Source organism: Streptomyces hyderabadensis (assembly GCF_020404845.1).
GTDB lineage: Bacteria > Actinomycetota > Actinomycetes > Streptomycetales > Streptomycetaceae > Streptomyces > Streptomyces hyderabadensis.
In genome coordinates, this window is sequence record NZ_JAIOJZ010000010.1 from 153082 (window position 1) to 168547 (window position 15466).

The 15466-nt window shown below is 72.4% G+C and carries 14 protein-coding genes; 8 read left to right on the top strand and 6 right to left on the bottom strand.

Annotation, left to right across the window (positions count from 1 at the left end; genetic code table 11):
• The first annotated feature begins 224 nt into the window (after positions 1–224).
• The 5 genes from K7854_RS10840 (at position 225) to parJ (ending at position 6549) form a co-directional block, all read left to right on the top strand.
• Positions 225–989, top strand: a complete 765-nt coding sequence (locus K7854_RS10840; RefSeq protein ID WP_087810222.1) for an IclR family transcriptional regulator — start codon at positions 225–227, stop codon at positions 987–989.
• Between the two features lie 367 nt (positions 990–1356).
• A complete protein-coding gene (locus tag K7854_RS10845; protein ID WP_226026178.1) occupies positions 1357–2151 on the top strand; it encodes an MIP/aquaporin family protein in 795 nt (264 codons plus the stop codon).
• 84 nt (positions 2152–2235) lie between these two features.
• Positions 2236–3774 (top strand): glycerol kinase GlpK, encoded by a 1539-nt coding sequence (glpK, locus tag K7854_RS10850; protein ID WP_226026179.1) that lies wholly within the window; start codon positions 2236–2238, stop codon positions 3772–3774.
• An 8-nt stretch (positions 3775–3782) separates the two neighbouring features.
• Positions 3783–5399 carry a glycerol-3-phosphate dehydrogenase/oxidase gene (locus tag K7854_RS10855; protein ID WP_226026180.1) on the top strand — a complete coding sequence of 539 codons (1617 nt, stop codon included), beginning with the start codon at positions 3783–3785 and terminating at the stop codon, positions 5397–5399.
• A 151-nt stretch (positions 5400–5550) separates the two neighbouring features.
• A complete protein-coding gene (gene parJ / locus K7854_RS10860; protein WP_226026181.1) occupies positions 5551–6549 on the top strand; it encodes a filament polymerization regulator ParJ in 999 nt (332 codons plus the stop codon).
• Positions 6550–6624: 75 nt separating this feature from the next.
• Here the strand turns inward: parJ and mshC are convergent, their stop codons facing one another.
• From mshC to K7854_RS10880, 4 genes are all read right to left on the bottom strand, one after another.
• Positions 6625–7854, bottom strand: coding sequence for a cysteine--1-D-myo-inosityl 2-amino-2-deoxy-alpha-D-glucopyranoside ligase (gene mshC / locus K7854_RS10865; protein WP_226026182.1), 1230 nt, complete (start codon positions 7852–7854; stop codon positions 6625–6627).
• Positions 7855–7957: 103 nt separating this feature from the next.
• The gene (locus K7854_RS10870; RefSeq protein ID WP_226026183.1) at positions 7958–8788 is read right to left on the bottom strand and encodes an SCO1664 family protein; all 831 of its coding nucleotides are present in this window, start codon (positions 8786–8788) and stop codon (positions 7958–7960) included.
• Positions 8752–9342 (bottom strand): DUF3090 domain-containing protein, encoded by a 591-nt coding sequence (locus K7854_RS10875; RefSeq protein ID WP_226026184.1) that lies wholly within the window; start codon positions 9340–9342, stop codon positions 8752–8754. The genes K7854_RS10870 and K7854_RS10875 overlap by 37 nt, the downstream gene beginning before the upstream one ends.
• A gap of 93 nt (positions 9343–9435) precedes the next feature.
• On the bottom strand, positions 9436–10122 hold the full coding sequence (locus K7854_RS10880) for a histidine phosphatase family protein (RefSeq protein WP_226026185.1): 687 nt from the start codon (positions 10120–10122) through the stop codon (positions 9436–9438).
• Positions 10123–10183: 61 nt separating this feature from the next.
• Here K7854_RS10880 and corA point away from each other — a divergent pair, with 61 nt between their 5' ends.
• The gene (gene corA / locus K7854_RS10885; RefSeq protein ID WP_226026186.1) at positions 10184–11179 is read left to right on the top strand and encodes a magnesium/cobalt transporter CorA; all 996 of its coding nucleotides are present in this window, start codon (positions 10184–10186) and stop codon (positions 11177–11179) included.
• A 14-nt stretch (positions 11180–11193) separates the two neighbouring features.
• Here corA and K7854_RS10890 read toward each other — a convergent pair whose 3' ends face one another.
• Both K7854_RS10890 and K7854_RS10895 read right to left on the bottom strand, forming a co-directional pair.
• Entirely contained in the window at positions 11194–11982 is a 789-nt protein-coding gene (locus K7854_RS10890) for a ferritin-like domain-containing protein (RefSeq protein WP_226026187.1), read from the bottom strand.
• 238 nt (positions 11983–12220) lie between these two features.
• Positions 12221–13276, bottom strand: coding sequence for an LLM class F420-dependent oxidoreductase (locus tag K7854_RS10895; RefSeq protein WP_226026188.1), 1056 nt, complete (start codon positions 13274–13276; stop codon positions 12221–12223).
• A 113-nt stretch (positions 13277–13389) separates the two neighbouring features.
• On the opposite strand from K7854_RS10895, the gene K7854_RS10900 reads away from it, so the two are divergent.
• Together K7854_RS10900 and K7854_RS10905 are read left to right on the top strand one after the other, a co-directional pair.
• Positions 13390–14376, top strand: coding sequence for an aldo/keto reductase (locus K7854_RS10900; RefSeq protein WP_226026189.1), 987 nt, complete (start codon positions 13390–13392; stop codon positions 14374–14376).
• A partial coding sequence (locus tag K7854_RS10905; protein ID WP_308112533.1) for a helix-hairpin-helix domain-containing protein occupies positions 14373–15466 on the top strand: 1094 nt, incomplete at its 3' end. The genes K7854_RS10900 and K7854_RS10905, both read left to right, overlap by 4 nt.

Genomic DNA, 15466 nt, shown 5'->3' on the forward strand with positions numbered 1-15466 from the left:
GACGGACGAGGATGGCGGGTCGAAGAGCCGCCGAACGGATGAGCTTCCCCTCCCGGAACGTCGAGCCGGTGCGGACGTCCGGGGCCGCCGGGAGATGGCCGAAGTGCAACAGTTGCCCGCCGACCATTAGCGGGAGGTCGGCATGGACCGGTAGTGTTCGGCATTGCCGAACGACGTCAGCGACGCCGAGGTCGGCAGTCGAAGGGGACGGAGGCAGTACGTCGATGGCACGGAACATCCAGTCGCTCGAACGGGCGGCCGCGATGCTGCGCCTGCTCGCGGGCGGCGAGCGGCGGCTCGGCCTGTCGGACATCGCCTCGTCGCTGGGTCTGGCCAAGGGCACCGCGCACGGCATCCTGCGCACCCTCCAGCAGGAGGGCTTCGTCGAGCAGGACGACGCCTCCGGGCGCTACCAGCTGGGTGCCGAGCTGCTGCGCCTGGGCACGACGTACCTGGACGTGCACGAGTTGCGGGCGCGTGCCCTGGTGTGGACGGACGACCTGGCCCGCTCCAGCGGCGAGAGCGTCCACCTCGGGGTCCTGCACCAGCAGGGCGTCCTGATCGTGCACCACGTCTTCCGGCCCGACGACAGCCGGCAGGTCCTGGAGATCGGGGCCATGCAGCCGCTGCACTCCACGGCGCTGGGCAAGGTGCTGTCGGCGTACGACCCGGTGGCGCACAGCGAGGCGCTGGAGGCCGACCGCAAGGCGTACACGGACCGGACCGTGTGCGAACCGGACGGCTTCGAGCACATCCTGGACATCACCCGCGCGCGCGGGTACGCGGCCGACGTCGAGGAGACCTGGGAGGGCATCGCCTCCATCGCCGCTCCCATCCACGACCGCAGGCGCATGCCGGTCGGCGCGGTCGGCATCACCGGGGCCGTGGAACGGCTGTGCCGGGAGGGCGAGCTGCGGCCCGAGCTGGTCGCGGCGGTACGGGACTGCGCCCGCGCGGTCTCGCGGGACCTGGGCGCCGGACGCTTCTAGGCGCACGCCCGCCAGGGGCCGGGACGCCAGGACGGGCCGGGGTACGGGCCGGGACACCGAGGGTGTTCCGGCCCTTGTTGTTCCCGCGCGTGTTCCCGCGCGCGTTCTCGCGCCACCGGCCGCGCCGCGGATCGATAGGGCCCGGCGATCAATAACGATCGTGCTTTCGATTACACAGCTCTTGACGCGCGCGTGACGCCGAACGAGACTCGCGTCCATCGGTCGGCATTGTCGAACACCTACCGGCAATACGCGTTAGAGTGTGACAGTGCCAAGGGCCGCCATCGCTCTCACACCGAGGGCGCCTGAACACCCGGAGGGACCCGGGGGTTCGGCTTCCCCTGGACGAAGGACAAAGGAGTCGCGGGTGTCCAGCTCCGACATCTTCATCGGCGAGACCATCGGTACCGCCATACTCATCCTGCTCGGCGGCGGCGTGTGTGCCGCCGTGACGCTCAAGGCCTCCAAGGCACGCAACGCCGGCTGGGTCGCCATCGCCCTCGGGTGGGGCTTCGCGGTCATGACGGCGGCCTACATATCGGGTCCGCTCTCCGGAGCCCACCTGAACCCGGCCGTGACCATCGGCATCGCGATCAAGGACGGCGACTGGAGCAACACGCCGACCTACTTCGCCGGCCAGATCCTCGGCGCCATGATCGGCGCGGTCCTGGTCTGGATCGCCTACTACGGCCAGTTCCAGGCCCACCTCACCGACCGGGAGATCGTCGGCGGTCCCGGCGCGCAGGACACGAAGGCCAAGTCCGTCGAGGCGCAGGAGAAGGGCGCCGGCCCGGTCCTGGGCGTCTTCTCCACCGGCCCCGAGATCCGGCACACGGTCCAGAACCTCGCCACCGAGATCATCGGCACCTTCGTCCTGCTCCTCGCCATCCTCACCCAGGGCCTGAACGACGAGGGCAACGGCCTCGGCATCCTGGGCGCCCTGATCACCGGCTTCGTGGTGGTGTCCATCGGCCTGTCGCTCGGCGGCCCGACCGGATACGCGATCAACCCGGTCCGCGACCTCGGCCCGCGCATCGTGCACGCCCTGCTGCCGCTGCCCAACAAGGGCGGCTCCGACTGGTCCTACGCCTGGATCCCGGTCGTCGGTCCGCTGATCGGCGGTGCGATCGCCGGAGGTGTCTACAACGTCGCGTTCGCCTGAGCGGGCCCCCGCTCGGCGATCATCGAGCCGCAGACCACGCGCCGTACGCACCGGCCACCCACCACGGAACCCCAGGAGCACACAGTGACCGACGCCCACACCGCCGGACCCTTCATCGCCGCGATCGATCAGGGCACGACCTCCTCGCGCTGCATCGTCTTCGACCGCGACGGGCGCATCGTCTCCGTCGACCAGAAGGAGCATGAGCAGATCTTCCCCAAGCCGGGCTGGGTCGAGCACGACGCCGCCGAGATCTGGACCAACGTCCAGGAGGTCGTCGCCGGAGCCGTCGAGAAGGCCGGCATCACTCGCGACGACATCAAGGCCATCGGCATCACCAACCAGCGCGAGACCACCCTCGTCTGGGACAAGAACACCGGTGAGCCCGTCCACAACGCCATCGTCTGGCAGGACACCCGCACCGACGCCCTGTGCAAGGAACTCGGCCGCAACGTCGGCCAGGACCGCTTCCGCCGCGAGACCGGCCTCCCCCTCGCCTCCTACTTCGCCGGTCCCAAGGCCCGCTGGCTGCTCGACAACGTCGACGGCCTGCGCGAGCGCGCCGAGGCGGGCGACCTGCTCTTCGGCACCATGGACACCTGGGTCATCTGGAACCTCACCGGCGGGGTGAACGGCGGCCGGCACGTCACCGACGTCACCAACGCCTCCCGCACCATGCTGATGAACCTGCACACCATGGCGTGGGACGAGAAGATCGCCGAGTCGATCGGCGTGCCGATGCAGATGCTCCCGGAGATCCGCTCCTCCGCCGAGGTGTACGGCGAGATCAAGGGCGGCCGCCTCGGCGAACTGCTCGGCGGCATCCCGGTGGCCTCCGCGCTCGGCGACCAGCAGGCGGCCCTGTTCGGCCAGACCTGTTTCTCCGAGGGCGAGACCAAGTCGACGTACGGCACCGGCACCTTCATGGTGATGAACACCGGTGACAAGCTCATCAACTCCTACTCGGGCCTGCTGACCACGGTCGGCTACAAGATCGGCGACCAGGACACGGTCTACGCCCTGGAGGGCTCGATCGCCGTCACCGGTTCGCTGGTGCAGTGGATGCGCGACCAGATGGGCCTGATCTCCACCGCCGCCGAGATCGAGACCCTCGCCCTGACGGTCGAGGACAACGGCGGCGCCTACTTCGTACCGGCCTTCTCCGGCCTGTTCGCCCCGTACTGGCGTTCCGACGCCCGCGGTGTGATCGCCGGCCTCACCCGGTACGTGACCAAGGCGCACCTCGCGCGCGCCGTGCTGGAGGCCACCGCCTGGCAGACCCGCGAGATCGCGGACGCCATGACGAAGGACTCCGGCGTGGAGCTGACCGCCCTCAAGGTCGACGGCGGCATGACCTCCAACAACCTGCTGATGCAGACCCTCGCCGACTTCGTGGACGCCCCCGTGGTGCGCCCGATGGTCGCCGAGACCACCTGCCTCGGCGCCGCCTACGCCGCCGGGCTCGCCGTCGGCTTCTGGAACAGCACCGACGACCTGCGCGCCAACTGGCGGCGGGCCGCCGAGTGGACCCCCCGCATGGACGCGGAGACCCGCGACCGTGAGTACAAGAGCTGGCTCAAGGCCGTGAAGCGGACCATGGGCTGGCTCGAGGACGAGGAGTAAGAACCGCAATGACCACTCAGTCCACCCTGCAGTCCGTGCCTGCCCTGGGGACGCACCCGGCCTCCGGCTCGAACCCGAGCCGGGCCGAGACCCGGGAGCAGCTCTCCAAGGCGTCGTACGACCTTCTCGTGATCGGCGGGGGCATCCTGGGCATCTCCACCGCCTGGCACGCCGCGCAGTCCGGCCTCAGGGTGGCCGTGGTCGACGCCGGCGACTTCGCCGGCGCCACCTCCTCCGCCTCCTCCAAGCTGCTCCACGGCGGTCTGCGCTACCTGCAGACCGGCGCGGTGAAGCTGGTGGCGGAGAACCACTTCGAACGCCGTGCGGTCTCCCGCCAGGTGGCCCCCCACCTGGCGAACCCGCTCACCTTCTACCTCCCCGTGTACAAGGGCGGGCCGCACGGCGCGGCGAAGCTGGGCGCGGGTGTCTTCGCGTACTCGGCGCTGTCCGCGTTCGGCGACGGCGTCGGCCACCTGCTCTCCCCGGCCAAGGCGGCGCAGGACGTGCCGGAGCTGCGCACCGACAACCTGAAGGCCGTGGCCGTCTACGGCGACGACCAGATGAACGACGCCCGCATGGCCCTGATGACCGTCCGCGCGGCGGTCGAGTCCGGCGCGGTGGTCCTCAATCACGCCGAGGTCACCGGACTGCGCTTCACGGGCGGCCGGGTGACCGGCGCCGAGCTGAAGGACCGGCTGTCGGGCGACGAGTTCGGGGTGAACGCCCGCCTGGTGCTCAACGCCACCGGCCCCTGGGTCGACCACCTGCGCCGCATGGAGGACCCGAACGCGGCGCCGTCCATCCGCCTGTCCAAGGGCGCGCACCTGGTGCTCAAGCGCACCGCGCCGTGGAAGGCGGCGCTGGCCACCCCGATCGACAAGTACCGGATCACCTTCGCCCTCCCCTGGGAGGACATGCTGCTGCTCGGCACCACCGACGAGGAGTTCGAGGGCGACCCCGCGGACGTCGCGGTCAACGACAAGGACATAGCCCAGATCCTCGACGAGGCCGCGTTCTCCATCCGGGACCAGCAGCTCGACCGGGACCTCATCACGTACTCCTTCGCGGGCCTGCGCGTGCTGCCGGGCGGTCCCGGCGACACCGCGAAGGCCAAGCGCGAGACGGTCGTCACCGAGGGCCGGGGCGGCATGCTGTCCGTGGCGGGCGGCAAGTGGACCACCTTCCGCCACATCGGCCGCACGGTGATGAAGAAGCTGGAGGCGCTGCCGGGCCACCCGCTGGGCGACGACTTCGAGCCGATCGCGTCGCTGCCGAAGAAGCTGCCGCTGCCCGGTGTCGCCAACCCGCGCGCGGTCGCCCACCGGCTGCTGGTGGACGGCTCGGCGCCCGGCCCGCGCATGGCGGCGGACACGGCCAGGCACCTGGCCACGCACTACGGCTCGCTCGCCTTCGACATCGCCCGGCTCGCCAACGAGAGCCCCGAGCTGGGCCGGCGCGTCCACCCGGACGCCCCCGAGATCTGGGCGCAGGTCGTGTGGGCCCGGGACAACGAGTGGGCCGAGACGGCGGACGACGTGCTGCGCCGCCGTACGACGCTGACCATCCGCGGCCTGGCGACGGACGACGTCCGCGCGCAGGTCCAGCAGGTGCTCGACCAGAAGTAGCGGCCGCCCTCCGGCGCCGGCCGGAGGGTGTCCGGACCGCATGCACGGGGCAGTGATCCGTTCACTGCCCCGTGCATGGGGGCTGCGGGCGGCCCCTCGACACGCCGTAAGGTTGGGGGGTACGCGAGGGCACGTCGGAAGGAGGCGCTGGGTGATCGAGCTCGAGGGGGTTCCCGAGCTGGTCGACCCGGTCATGGTGGCCGCGTTCGAGGGCTGGAACGATGCCGGTGACGCCGCCTCCACCGCGGTCGCGCATCTCGACAGGGAGTGGAAGGGCGAGGTCTTCGCGGCGCTGGACGCCGAGGACTACTACGACTTCCAGGTCAACCGTCCCACGGTGTTCATGGAGGACGGCGTCCGCAAGATCACCTGGCCGACGACCAGGCTCTCGGTGGTCCGGGTCGGCGGCGACAAACCGCGCGACCTCGTGCTCGTCCGGGGCATCGAACCGTCCATGCGCTGGCGTTCGTTCTGCAACGAGCTGCTCGGTTTCGCCCATGAGCTGGGCGTCGAGCTGGTGGTCGTGCTGGGCGCCCTGCTGGGCGACACGCCGCACACCCGTCCGGTGCCGATCAGCGGGACCACGTCGGACGCCGACCTGGCGCGGCGCATGGACCTGGAGGAGACCAAGTACGAGGGGCCCACGGGCATCGTCGGCATCCTCCAGGAGGCGTGCACCCACGCGGGCGTGCCGGCCGTGTCGCTGTGGGCTGCGGTGCCGCACTACGTGTCGCAGCCGCCCAACCCGAAGGCCACGCTGGCCCTGCTGAACCGGCTGGAGGACCTGATCGGCGTGCGGGTCCCGCTGGGCGAGCTGCCCGAGGACGCGCGGGCCTGGCAGGTGGGCGTGGACCAGCTGGCCGCCGAGGACAGCGAGGTCGCCGAGTACGTGCAGTCGCTGGAGGAGGCCCGGGACACGGCGGAGCTGCCGGAGGCGTCGGGCGAGGCGATCGCGCGGGAGTTCGAGCGGTATCTGCGGCGGCGGGACGGGGCCGGGCCGGGGCCTGGGAGCCCCGGTGGTCATGCCACGGCGGACGGCGGCGACGGGCCGTCCGGGGCGCCGTTCCTGCGGGACAACCCGAGTGGGCGGACCCGGCCGCCGAAGCCGCCGAAGGCGAGCGGGGACGACGAGGAGTCCTCGGAGGACTGAGTAAGGGAACCAGGGCCGCTTCCGGAGAAGCGGCCCTGGTTCTTTCGTCTGTGGTTCTTTCGTCCGTACGCCTGTTTACAGCGCCACGCCCAGCAGCGCGTCCACCGCTCGGGAGACCACGCCCGGGGCGCCCGGGTCCGTGCCGCCGGACTGCTGCTGGAGGGCGGCCCAGCGGTCGACCGCGTCGAGGGCGGCCGGGGAGTCCAGGTCGTCGGCGAGGGCCTCGCGGATCTGCTCGACGAGGGCCTCGGCGGGCGGGCCGTCGGGGCGGGAGACGGCGGCGCGCCAGCGCTCCAGCCGGGCGACGGCGTCCTGCAGCACCTGGTCGGTCCACTCCCAGTCGGAGCGGTAGTGGTGGGCGAGCAGCGAGAGCCGGATCGCGGCCGGGTCGACGCCCTCGCGGCGCAGCTGCGAGACGAAGACCAGGTTGCCCTTGGACTTGGACATCTTCTCGCCGTCGAGCCCGACCATGCCGGCGTGCACGTACGCCTTGGCCATCGGGAACTCGCCGGTCAGGGCCTGGGCGTGCGAGGCGCCCATCTCGTGGTGCGGGAAGGCGAGGTCGGAGCCGCCGCCCTGGACGTCGAAGCCCATGCCGAGGTGGTCGAGGGCGATGGCGACGCACTCGATGTGCCAGCCGGGGCGGCCTCGGCCGAGCGTGCCGCCGTCCCAGCTGGGTTCGCCCTCGCGGGCGGTCATCCACAGCATCGGGTCGAGCGGGTTCTTCTTGCCGGGCCGGTCGGGGTCGCCGCCCCGCTCGGCGGAGAGCAGCCGCATGGCGGCGGCGTCGAGGTGGGAGACGCTGCCGAAGTGCGGGTCGGCCTCGACGGAGAAGTAGATGTCGCCCTCCAGCTCGTAGGCCGCGCCGGCGTCACGCAGCCGCTCGACGAGCGGGACGATGCCCGGTATGGCCTCGACGGCGCCTATGTAGTGCCGCGGCGGGAGCATCCGCAGCGCCGTCATGTCCTCGCGGAAGAGGGCGGTCTCCTGCTCGGCGAGGGCGGTCCAGTCGACCCCGTCGCGCACGGCCCGCTCCAGGAGCGGGTCGTCCACGTCGGTGACGTTCTGGACGTAGTGGACCTGCCGCTTGGTGTCGAGCCACACGCGCTGCACGAGGTCGAACGCGTTGTAGGTCGCCGCGTGCCCCATGTGGGTGGCGTCGTACGGCGTGATGCCGCAGACGTAGATACGGGCGACGGGACCGGGGTCGAGGGTGACGGGGCCGCCGGTCGCGGTGTCGTGGATCCTCAGGTCGCGGCCCTGACCAGGCAGGGCGGGGACCTCGGAAGCGGGCCAGGCATGCATGTCATGAGCCTAACCGGACGGATGTTCCGTACACGAACCGGACCGGGCCGGATGGCCGGTAAGGCGCTCTTGCGCGACACCGGCCGCTGTGCGGGCGGGGTGCCTACACCGGCGGCCAGGGGATGGCCGGCCACTCGCCGCCCGGTTCGGGGTGCTTCCCGGCGGCCAGCAGGGCGTCGACCCGCGCGCGCGTGGCGTCGAGTTCGGCCGGGGTGATGAGCGCGGCGAGCCGGATCGCGAGGGTGCCGCCGTCCTTCAGCGCCTGCCTGAGCGCGTCGAGCGCCGCCAGGGCCTCCTCGGTGAGCGGGTCGCCCGCCCAGCCCCACAGGAGGGTGCGGAGCTTGTTCTCGGCGTGGAAGGTGACCCCGTGGTCGATGCCGTACAGCCGCTCGTCCGCCGCGGGCAGCAGGTGGCCGCCCTTGCGGTCGGCGTTGTTGATCACGGCGTCGAGCACGGCGAGCCGGCGCAGGCGCTCGTCGTCGGCGTGGACCAGCAGCGCGGTGCGGCCCTCGCCGACGTCCGCGAGGGCGATCCCCTTCCAGCCGGGGCCGGGTTCCTCCTCGTCGACGAGGGCGAGCAGCTCCGTGCCCGGCACGGTCTCGATCCACAGCTGCACCATGCCCTCGCCGTACGGGCCGTCGCGCAGCACGGTGGGCGGGACCAGGCCCCAGCCGGTGGCCTCGGAGACCTCGTAGGCGGCGACCTCGCGCTGGGCGAGGGTGCCGTCGGGGAAGTCCCACAGCGGGCGCTCCCCGGCGACCGGCTTGTAGACGCAGGCCGCCTCGTGTCCCTCGTGCGTCACCGTGCAGTACAGCGCCGCGTTGGACGCGTCACGGATGCGTCCGCGCACGGTCAGTTCGCCGAGGGCGAGCAGTTCGGCCGTCGCCGCGTCGGTGGTCACGCTCCGCGGCGGTATCCGTTCTGGCGCGGACATACGTGTCCTTCCGGGTCGAGCGGGAGGCTGCACAGCGGGCACGGCGGCCGCCCGGCGTTGACGACGTCGAGGGCGCGCTTGGCGAAGGCCCTGGCCTGCGCGCCGGTGAGGCGGACCCGGAGCATCGGCGGGCCGTTCTCCTCGTCCTGGAGGAGCCGCTCCTCGGCCTCGGCCAGGTCCTCCTCGGACTCGGCGTCCAGCTCCACCAGGGCCTGAGCCTCGACGATCATGCGCTGGTCCTCGCCGTCCCAGGCCAGCGCCATCGTGCCGACCCGGAATTCCTCCTCGACGGGGGTGTCCAGCGGTGCCGTGTCGGCGGGCCCGGCGGGCGCGGTGGCGGGGACGACGGTGCTGCCGCCGCTGCGCCGTACGACTTCGTCCAGAAGCTCGTCCATGCGCTCGGCGAGGGCGGCGACCTGGGTCTTCTCCAGGGCCACGCTGGTCACCCGGGAGCCGGCGGAGGCCTGGAGGAAGAACGTACGGCGCCCGGGCAGCCCGACCGTACCGGCCACGAAACGTTCCGGTTGGTCGTAGAGGAACACCTGACGGGACACGTCCTGTCTCCATGGAAGTCGGGAAAGCGGAAGATCGGGAAGATCGGAATCGCGGTCACTGCCGCGACCGGTTCACCCTACTGCGGCGGACGATCACGGTGCGCCCGCACCACCCCCGACCGGGGCCTCGTCACCGGACGGCTCCTCGCGCGGGGCCAGGGAGGCGAAGTCACCGGTGTCGCCGAGGCGGACCAGGAAGGGGCGCAGCCGGGTGTAGCGGATCGCGGTCACGGAGCAGGGTTCGACGGAGATCCGCTGGAAGAGATCGAGGTGGAGGCCGAGCGCCTCGGCGACGAGGGACTTGATGATGTCGCCGTGGGAGCACATGAGGTAGACGGCGTCGGGGCCGTGGTCGCGCTCCACGCGCGCGTTCCACTCGCGTACCGCCTCGGCGGCGCGGGTCTGCATGGCGCGCATCGACTCGCCGCCGGGGAAGGCCGCGGCGGAGGGGTGGGCCTGCACCACCTCCATGAGGGGTTCGTCCTTGAGTTCGGCGAGCTTGCGGCCGGACCAGTCGCCGTAGTGGCACTCCCCGATCCGTTCGTCGGTGTGCGGCCGCAGTCCGGGCCGGGCGTCGAGCAGCGGCCGGATCGTCTCCTGGCAGCGCTGCAGCGGGCTGGTGACGATCTCGGAGAGCGGCAGGCCGGCGAGCCGCCCGGGCAGCGCGGCGGCCTGCGCGGCGCCGCGTTCGTCGAGGGCGACGCCGGGCGTCCAGCCGGCGAGCAGCCCCTCGGTGTTGGCGGTGGAACGTCCGTGCCTAACCAGGATCAGCGTGGGCATGCGGCCAGGGTAGGCGTACGGCGCGGCGCAGGGGCGCCGGGGCGAGGGGAGAATGGGTTCGGTGATCGTCGACTGCGCCATCTACCGGGACGGGCACCGCACGGACGGGCCCGAGGACTTCTCCGACGCGCTCGGTGCGGCGCGCGGCGCGGGCGGCTTCGTCTGGATCGGGCTGCACGAGCCGACGGCGGAGGAGTTCGACCTGGTCAGCCAGGAGTTCGGGCTTCATCCGCTGGCGGTGGAGGACGCGCTCAAGGCGCATCAGCGGCCCAAGCTGGAGGTGTACGACGACTCGCTCTTCGCCGTCCTCAAGCCGGTGGTGTACGAGCCGGACAGCGACGCCGTCTCCACCGGCGAGCTGATGATCTTCCTGGGCGACTCCTTCGCGGTCGTCGTCCGGCACGGCGAGGGCTCGCCGCTGAAGGCCGTACGGCGGCGTCTGGAGCACGAGCCGGAGCTGCTCGGCAAGGGCCCCACCGCGGTGCTGTACGCGATCGCGGACGCCACCGTCGACCACTACCTGGACGTGGCGGTCGAGCTGCAGACGGACCTGGAGGAGCTGGAGGCGGAGGTGTTCTCGCCGGACGGCGGCGGCTCCCGGCACACGGCGTCGCGGATCTACACCTTCAAGCGGCAGGTGCTGGAGTTCCGCCGGGCGACCGGTCCGCTCGCGCCGCCGCTGGCCCGGCTGGCGGGCACGGGGGCGTACGGCGGCGGCGTGCCGTTCGTGAACGACCGGGCGCGGCCGTTCTTCCGGGACGTGAGCGACCACCTCACGCGCGTGAACGAGTCGGTGGAGAGCCTGGACCGGCTGGTGTCGGACATCCTGTCGGCGCACCTGGCGCAGACGAGCGTCCGGCAGAACGACGACATGCGGAAGATCTCCGCGTGGGCGGCCATGGCCGCGGTCCCCACGATGATCGCGGGGATCTACGGCATGAACTTCGACCACATGCCGGAACTGCACTGGCTGTGGGGCTATCCGGCGGTGATCGCGCTGATGGCCGTCCTGGAGGTGCTGCTGTACCGCCAGTTCAAGCGCCGGGGCTGGCTGTAGGGCCGGGGCCCGCCTCAGGCGACCTCGGGGGCCGCGGCGGCGGGTCCGCCGAGCGCGTCGCGCCGTTCGGGCGCCCGCAGCGTCACCATGCGGCGCCAGCCGGCCAGCCGCTCGGCGGCGTACATGGCGTGGATGCCGGCCGCGAGCAGCGCCGACCTGGCGCGGGACCAGCCGAGGATGCGTCCCATGCGGGCCATCACGGCGAGGCTGACGTCGCGGTGGACGCGGATCTCGGCGTGTGCGCACTCGCGCAGCGTCCGCCGGATGTACGGGCCGTGCCCGGCGGCGGCGTAGCGGAGCAGTTCCTCGTGGGAGTAGGCGAGGTGGTTGTCCTCGTCGGCCGAGATCATCCGGACCGCGCGGCCCAGGTCGGGGTGGTCCGCGAAGTACTTGAGGAGCATCGCCATCTGCTCGGCCGCGCGCTGCTCGGTGACCCTGCTGTGGGCGAGGTAGGTGATGATGTCCCGCACCGTGAGCGGCTGGTCGGCCTTGAGCTTCTCGTGGGCGAGGCCGATGCCGTGCCGCTCCAGGAGCATCGTGTAGTCGGTCTCGGGCGGTACCTCGACGGGTTCGAGGCCGCGCTTCTTCAGCAGGGCGTTGAAGATCCGGCCGTGCTTGTCCTCGTCCGCGCCGTGCCGGGTGATCTTGGGGGCGAGGGCGCGTTCGCTCTCCGGCACCAGCGCCGCGATGCGCGCGTTCTCCCAGCCGCCCTGGGACTCGCCGCTGGCCGCGATGGAGCAGAAGAGACGGAACGACTCGTCGTTGTCGAGGATCTCCTGGAAAAGACTCTTGGCCGAAAGCATCGGTGGGCACCTCTCTGCCGCTGCGTGATCGCAGGTTCCGCACACTCCGCGTGACCGAGTCAAGTGCGGGCGAGGGGGCACGGCAACAGGTGCGGCGGACAACTCCGCCGAAAGAAGGACGGCCGGGGACGCGCCCGGGCGTAACCCCGCGCGCGTGGGCGCGTTGTTCCCCGTGACGGCCGTGGCGGGGAAGACCCCCCGAGCCCCCACCACGGCCGCAGAAACTTTCTCCGCGGCACTACGCCAGTCCGGCGCGCTCCAGTGCCTCGGTGCCCACGCGGAGGGCGGCGAGCCGCTCGTCCAGGGTGAAGCCCGCGGGCGCGAGGGTGAGGGTGGTGACGCCGGCCCCGGCGTAGGCCTTCATCCGGTCGGCGATGCGGTCGACGGAGCCGAGCAGGGTGGTCTGGTCGATCAGCTCGTGCGGTACGGCCGCGGCGGCGCCCTGCTTGTCGCCGGACAGGTACTTGTCCTGGATCTCGGCGGCCTCCCGCTCGTAGCCCATGCGCTGGGCGAGCTGGTTGTAGAAGTTCTGCTTGCGGCTGCCCATGCCGCCGACGTAGAGGGCGGTGTAGGGGCGGAAGGTGTCGGCGAGGGTGGTGACGTCCTTGTCGTCGCCGAGGGCGAGCGGCAGGGTCGGGCAGACGTCGAAGCCGTCGAGGGTCAGGCCGGCCTTCTCGCGTCCGGCGCGCAGGTGCCTGACGGCGGTCTCCTCCAGGTGGTCGGCGGAGGGGAAGATGAGCAGGGCGCCGTCGGCGATCTCGCCGGTCTGCTCCAGGTTCTTCGGGCCGATCGCGGCGATGTACAGCGGGATGTGCTCGCGCTGCGGGTGCACGGTGAGCTTGATCGGCTTGCCGGGGCCGCCGGGCAGCGGCAGCGTCCAGTGCTGTCCCTCGTAGGAGAGCCGTTCCCGGGTCATCGCCTTGCGGACGATCTCGACGTACTCGCGGGTGCGGGCGAGCGGCTTGTCGAACTTGACGCCGTACCAGCCCTCGGAGACCTGCGGTCCCGACACGCCGAGGCCGAGGCGGAAGCGGCCCTGGGAGAGGGAGTCCAGGGTGGCGGCGGTCATCGCGGTCATGGCGGGCTGGCGGGCCGGGATCTGGAAGATGGCCGAGCCCACGTCGATGCGCTCGGTCTGGGCGGCGACCCAGGTCAGCACGGTGGCCGCGTCGGAGCCGTAGGCCTCGGCGGCCCAGCACACGGCGTATCCGAGCCGGTCGGCCTCCTGGGCGACGGCCAGGTTGTCCGCGTCCATTCCGGCACCCCAGTAGCCGAGGTTGATCCCGAGCTGCATGGCCGATTCCCCTTACCGATCAGTAACGTGGCTGGTGCCCCGACCTTAGCGCGCGGAAATCGGTTGTCCACAGGCCCCCACAGGGCAAGCCGTGGCCAGTAGTGTCGGCGTTCATGGAGCAGAGGCATCTCGGCCGCACCGGCCTTCGCGTGTCCCGCATCGGTCTAGGCACCCTGACCTGGGGCCGGGACACGGACGAGCATGACGCCGCGGACCTCTTGAAGACCTTCTGGGAGGCGGGCGGGACGCTCGTCGACACCGCGGACGTATACGGCGACGGCGAGTCGGAGTATCTGCTCGGCCGGATCATGGAGGGCCTGGTGCCGCGCCGGGACCTGGTGATCTCGACGAAGGCCGGCAGCGTTCCGGATCCCGACCGCCGGTTCGACGGTTCGCGCGCCCACCTGCTCTCCGCGCTCGACGCCTCGCTGGCCCGCCTGGGCACGGACCACGTCGACGTGTGGCACCTGCACGCCTACGACCCGCACACCCCGCTGGAGGAGACGCTGCACGCCCTCGACGTGGCGGTCAGCAGCGGCCGGGCGCGCTATGCGGGGGTCTCCAACTTCTGCGGCTGGCAGCTGGCCAAGGCGGCGACCTGGCAGCTGGCGGCGCCCGGCGTGCGCAACCGGGTGGCGAGCACCCAGATGGAGTACTCGCTGCTCCAGCGGGGCGTCGAGCGGGAGGTGCTGCCGGCCGCGCTCGACCTGGGGATCGGGCTGCTGCCCTCGTCCCCGCTGGGCCGCGGGGTGCTCACGGGCAAGTACCGCAAGGACGCCACTCCCCCGGACTCGCGGGGTGCCTCGGACCATCTGGCCCCGTTCGTCGAGCCCTACCTCGACGACACGGCCGGGCACATCGTGGACGCGGTGGCGACGGCGGCGGACGGGCTCGCGGTGACCCCGCTCCAGGTGGCGCTGGCCTGGGTCCGCGACCGGCCCGGGGTGGTCGCGCCGATCATCGGTCCGCGCACCGCGCAGCAGCTCACGGCGGCGTTGTCAGTGGAGAGCCTTAGTCTTCCTGACGAGATCTGCCGGGCGCTCGACGACGTGTCGGCGCCCGTGCACCGCTATCCCGATCACGACTGGAGCACGCTGTGAGCACGGAGCCCGAGCCCGTCACCGAGGACACCACGGACGCCGTGGACGCCGGGCCGGAGACCCCGGGCACGGCGGAGGCGTCCGCTCCGGAAGCCCGCGAGCCGGACGCCGCGGACGATGCCGGGTCCGGCTCCGAACCGGGGCCGGGCGAGCCCGCCGGGGACGGGGACGAGGCGGCGCCGCAGGTGTCCGAGGTCGAGGCGGAGCTGGCGGCGCAGCGGGTCGAGCGGGAGCGGATCGAGCGGCGCAAGGCCGAGAAGCGGGGGCCGATCGAGGCCGGGGGAAAGCTGAGCGGCACGGCGGCCGACCTGCTCGCCGCGGTGCGGGCCGTGGAGAGCGGTGAGAAGCCGGCGGCCACGGTCTTCGGCGCCCCCGAGCCCGCGCGCCGGCCCGCGCCGGAGCCGGTACGCCGGCCTCGGCCGGAGCCCGCCGAGCCGGCCGCCGCATCCGCCGGGCCCGCGGCTCCGGCGCCGGAGACGGTGCGGTCGGTGGCGCGCGTGCTGGCCGAGGGCGGCGCTCCCGAAGCGCTCGCACCGCAGACCGCCGCGCTCCTCGGTGACGGCGCGGAGGACGCCCTGCGCGCCGACCCCTGGCAGCTGCTCCGGGTCGGCGGAGTGCGGCCGGAGCAGGCCGACGGGTTCGCCCGGGCCCTGCTCGGCGCGGAGTGCGGCCCGGACGACGAGCGGCGCGGCCGTGCGGTCACCGGGTGGCTGCTGGAGCAGGCGGCACTGGCCGGGCACACGGCGCTGGAGCTGCCGCGGCTCACCGCCACGCTGGCCCAGCGGGGCGTTCCGGACCCCGACGCGGCCGTGCAGAGCACGCTCGCCGAGGGCGAGGCACTCGCCTTCCAGGACGCCCTGGAGGGGCCCGGCGCCCGCCCGGAGGGCGAGCGGGACGAGGAAGGCGAGGCGGGCGGGGAGCGCCCGGTCCGGGTGCTGGTCGGTCTCGAACGGTACGCGCTCGCCGAGGAGAGCCTCGCCGACGGACTGGCCCGGCTGGTCAACTCCCCGCCCAAGCAGGACGGCTCCGCGGCGGACTGGGAGCGGGCGGCCGCCTCCGCCCAGGGCTCGGCGGCCGAGCTGATCCGTGC

Bases quoted from the DNA above. Each gene is read 5' to 3' on its own strand.
- K7854_RS10840 (WP_087810222.1), top strand. From the start codon at position 225: ATGGCACGGAACATCCAGTCGCTCGAACGGGCGGCCGCGATGCTGCGC.
- K7854_RS10855 (WP_226026180.1), top strand. From the start codon at position 3,783: ATGACCACTCAGTCCACCCTGCAGTCCGTGCCTGCCCTGGGGACGCAC.
- mshC (WP_226026182.1), bottom strand. From the start codon at position 7,854: ATGCATGCCTGGCCCGCTTCCGAGGTCCCCGCCCTGCCTGGTCAGGGC.
- K7854_RS10870 (WP_226026183.1), bottom strand. From the start codon at position 8,788: ATGTCCGCGCCAGAACGGATACCGCCGCGGAGCGTGACCACCGACGCG.
- K7854_RS10880 (WP_226026185.1), bottom strand. From the start codon at position 10,122: ATGCCCACGCTGATCCTGGTTAGGCACGGACGTTCCACCGCCAACACC.
- K7854_RS10890 (WP_226026187.1), bottom strand. From the start codon at position 11,982: ATGCTTTCGGCCAAGAGTCTTTTCCAGGAGATCCTCGACAACGACGAG.
- K7854_RS10895 (WP_226026188.1), bottom strand. From the start codon at position 13,276: ATGCAGCTCGGGATCAACCTCGGCTACTGGGGTGCCGGAATGGACGCG.
- K7854_RS10900 (WP_226026189.1), top strand. From the start codon at position 13,390: ATGGAGCAGAGGCATCTCGGCCGCACCGGCCTTCGCGTGTCCCGCATC.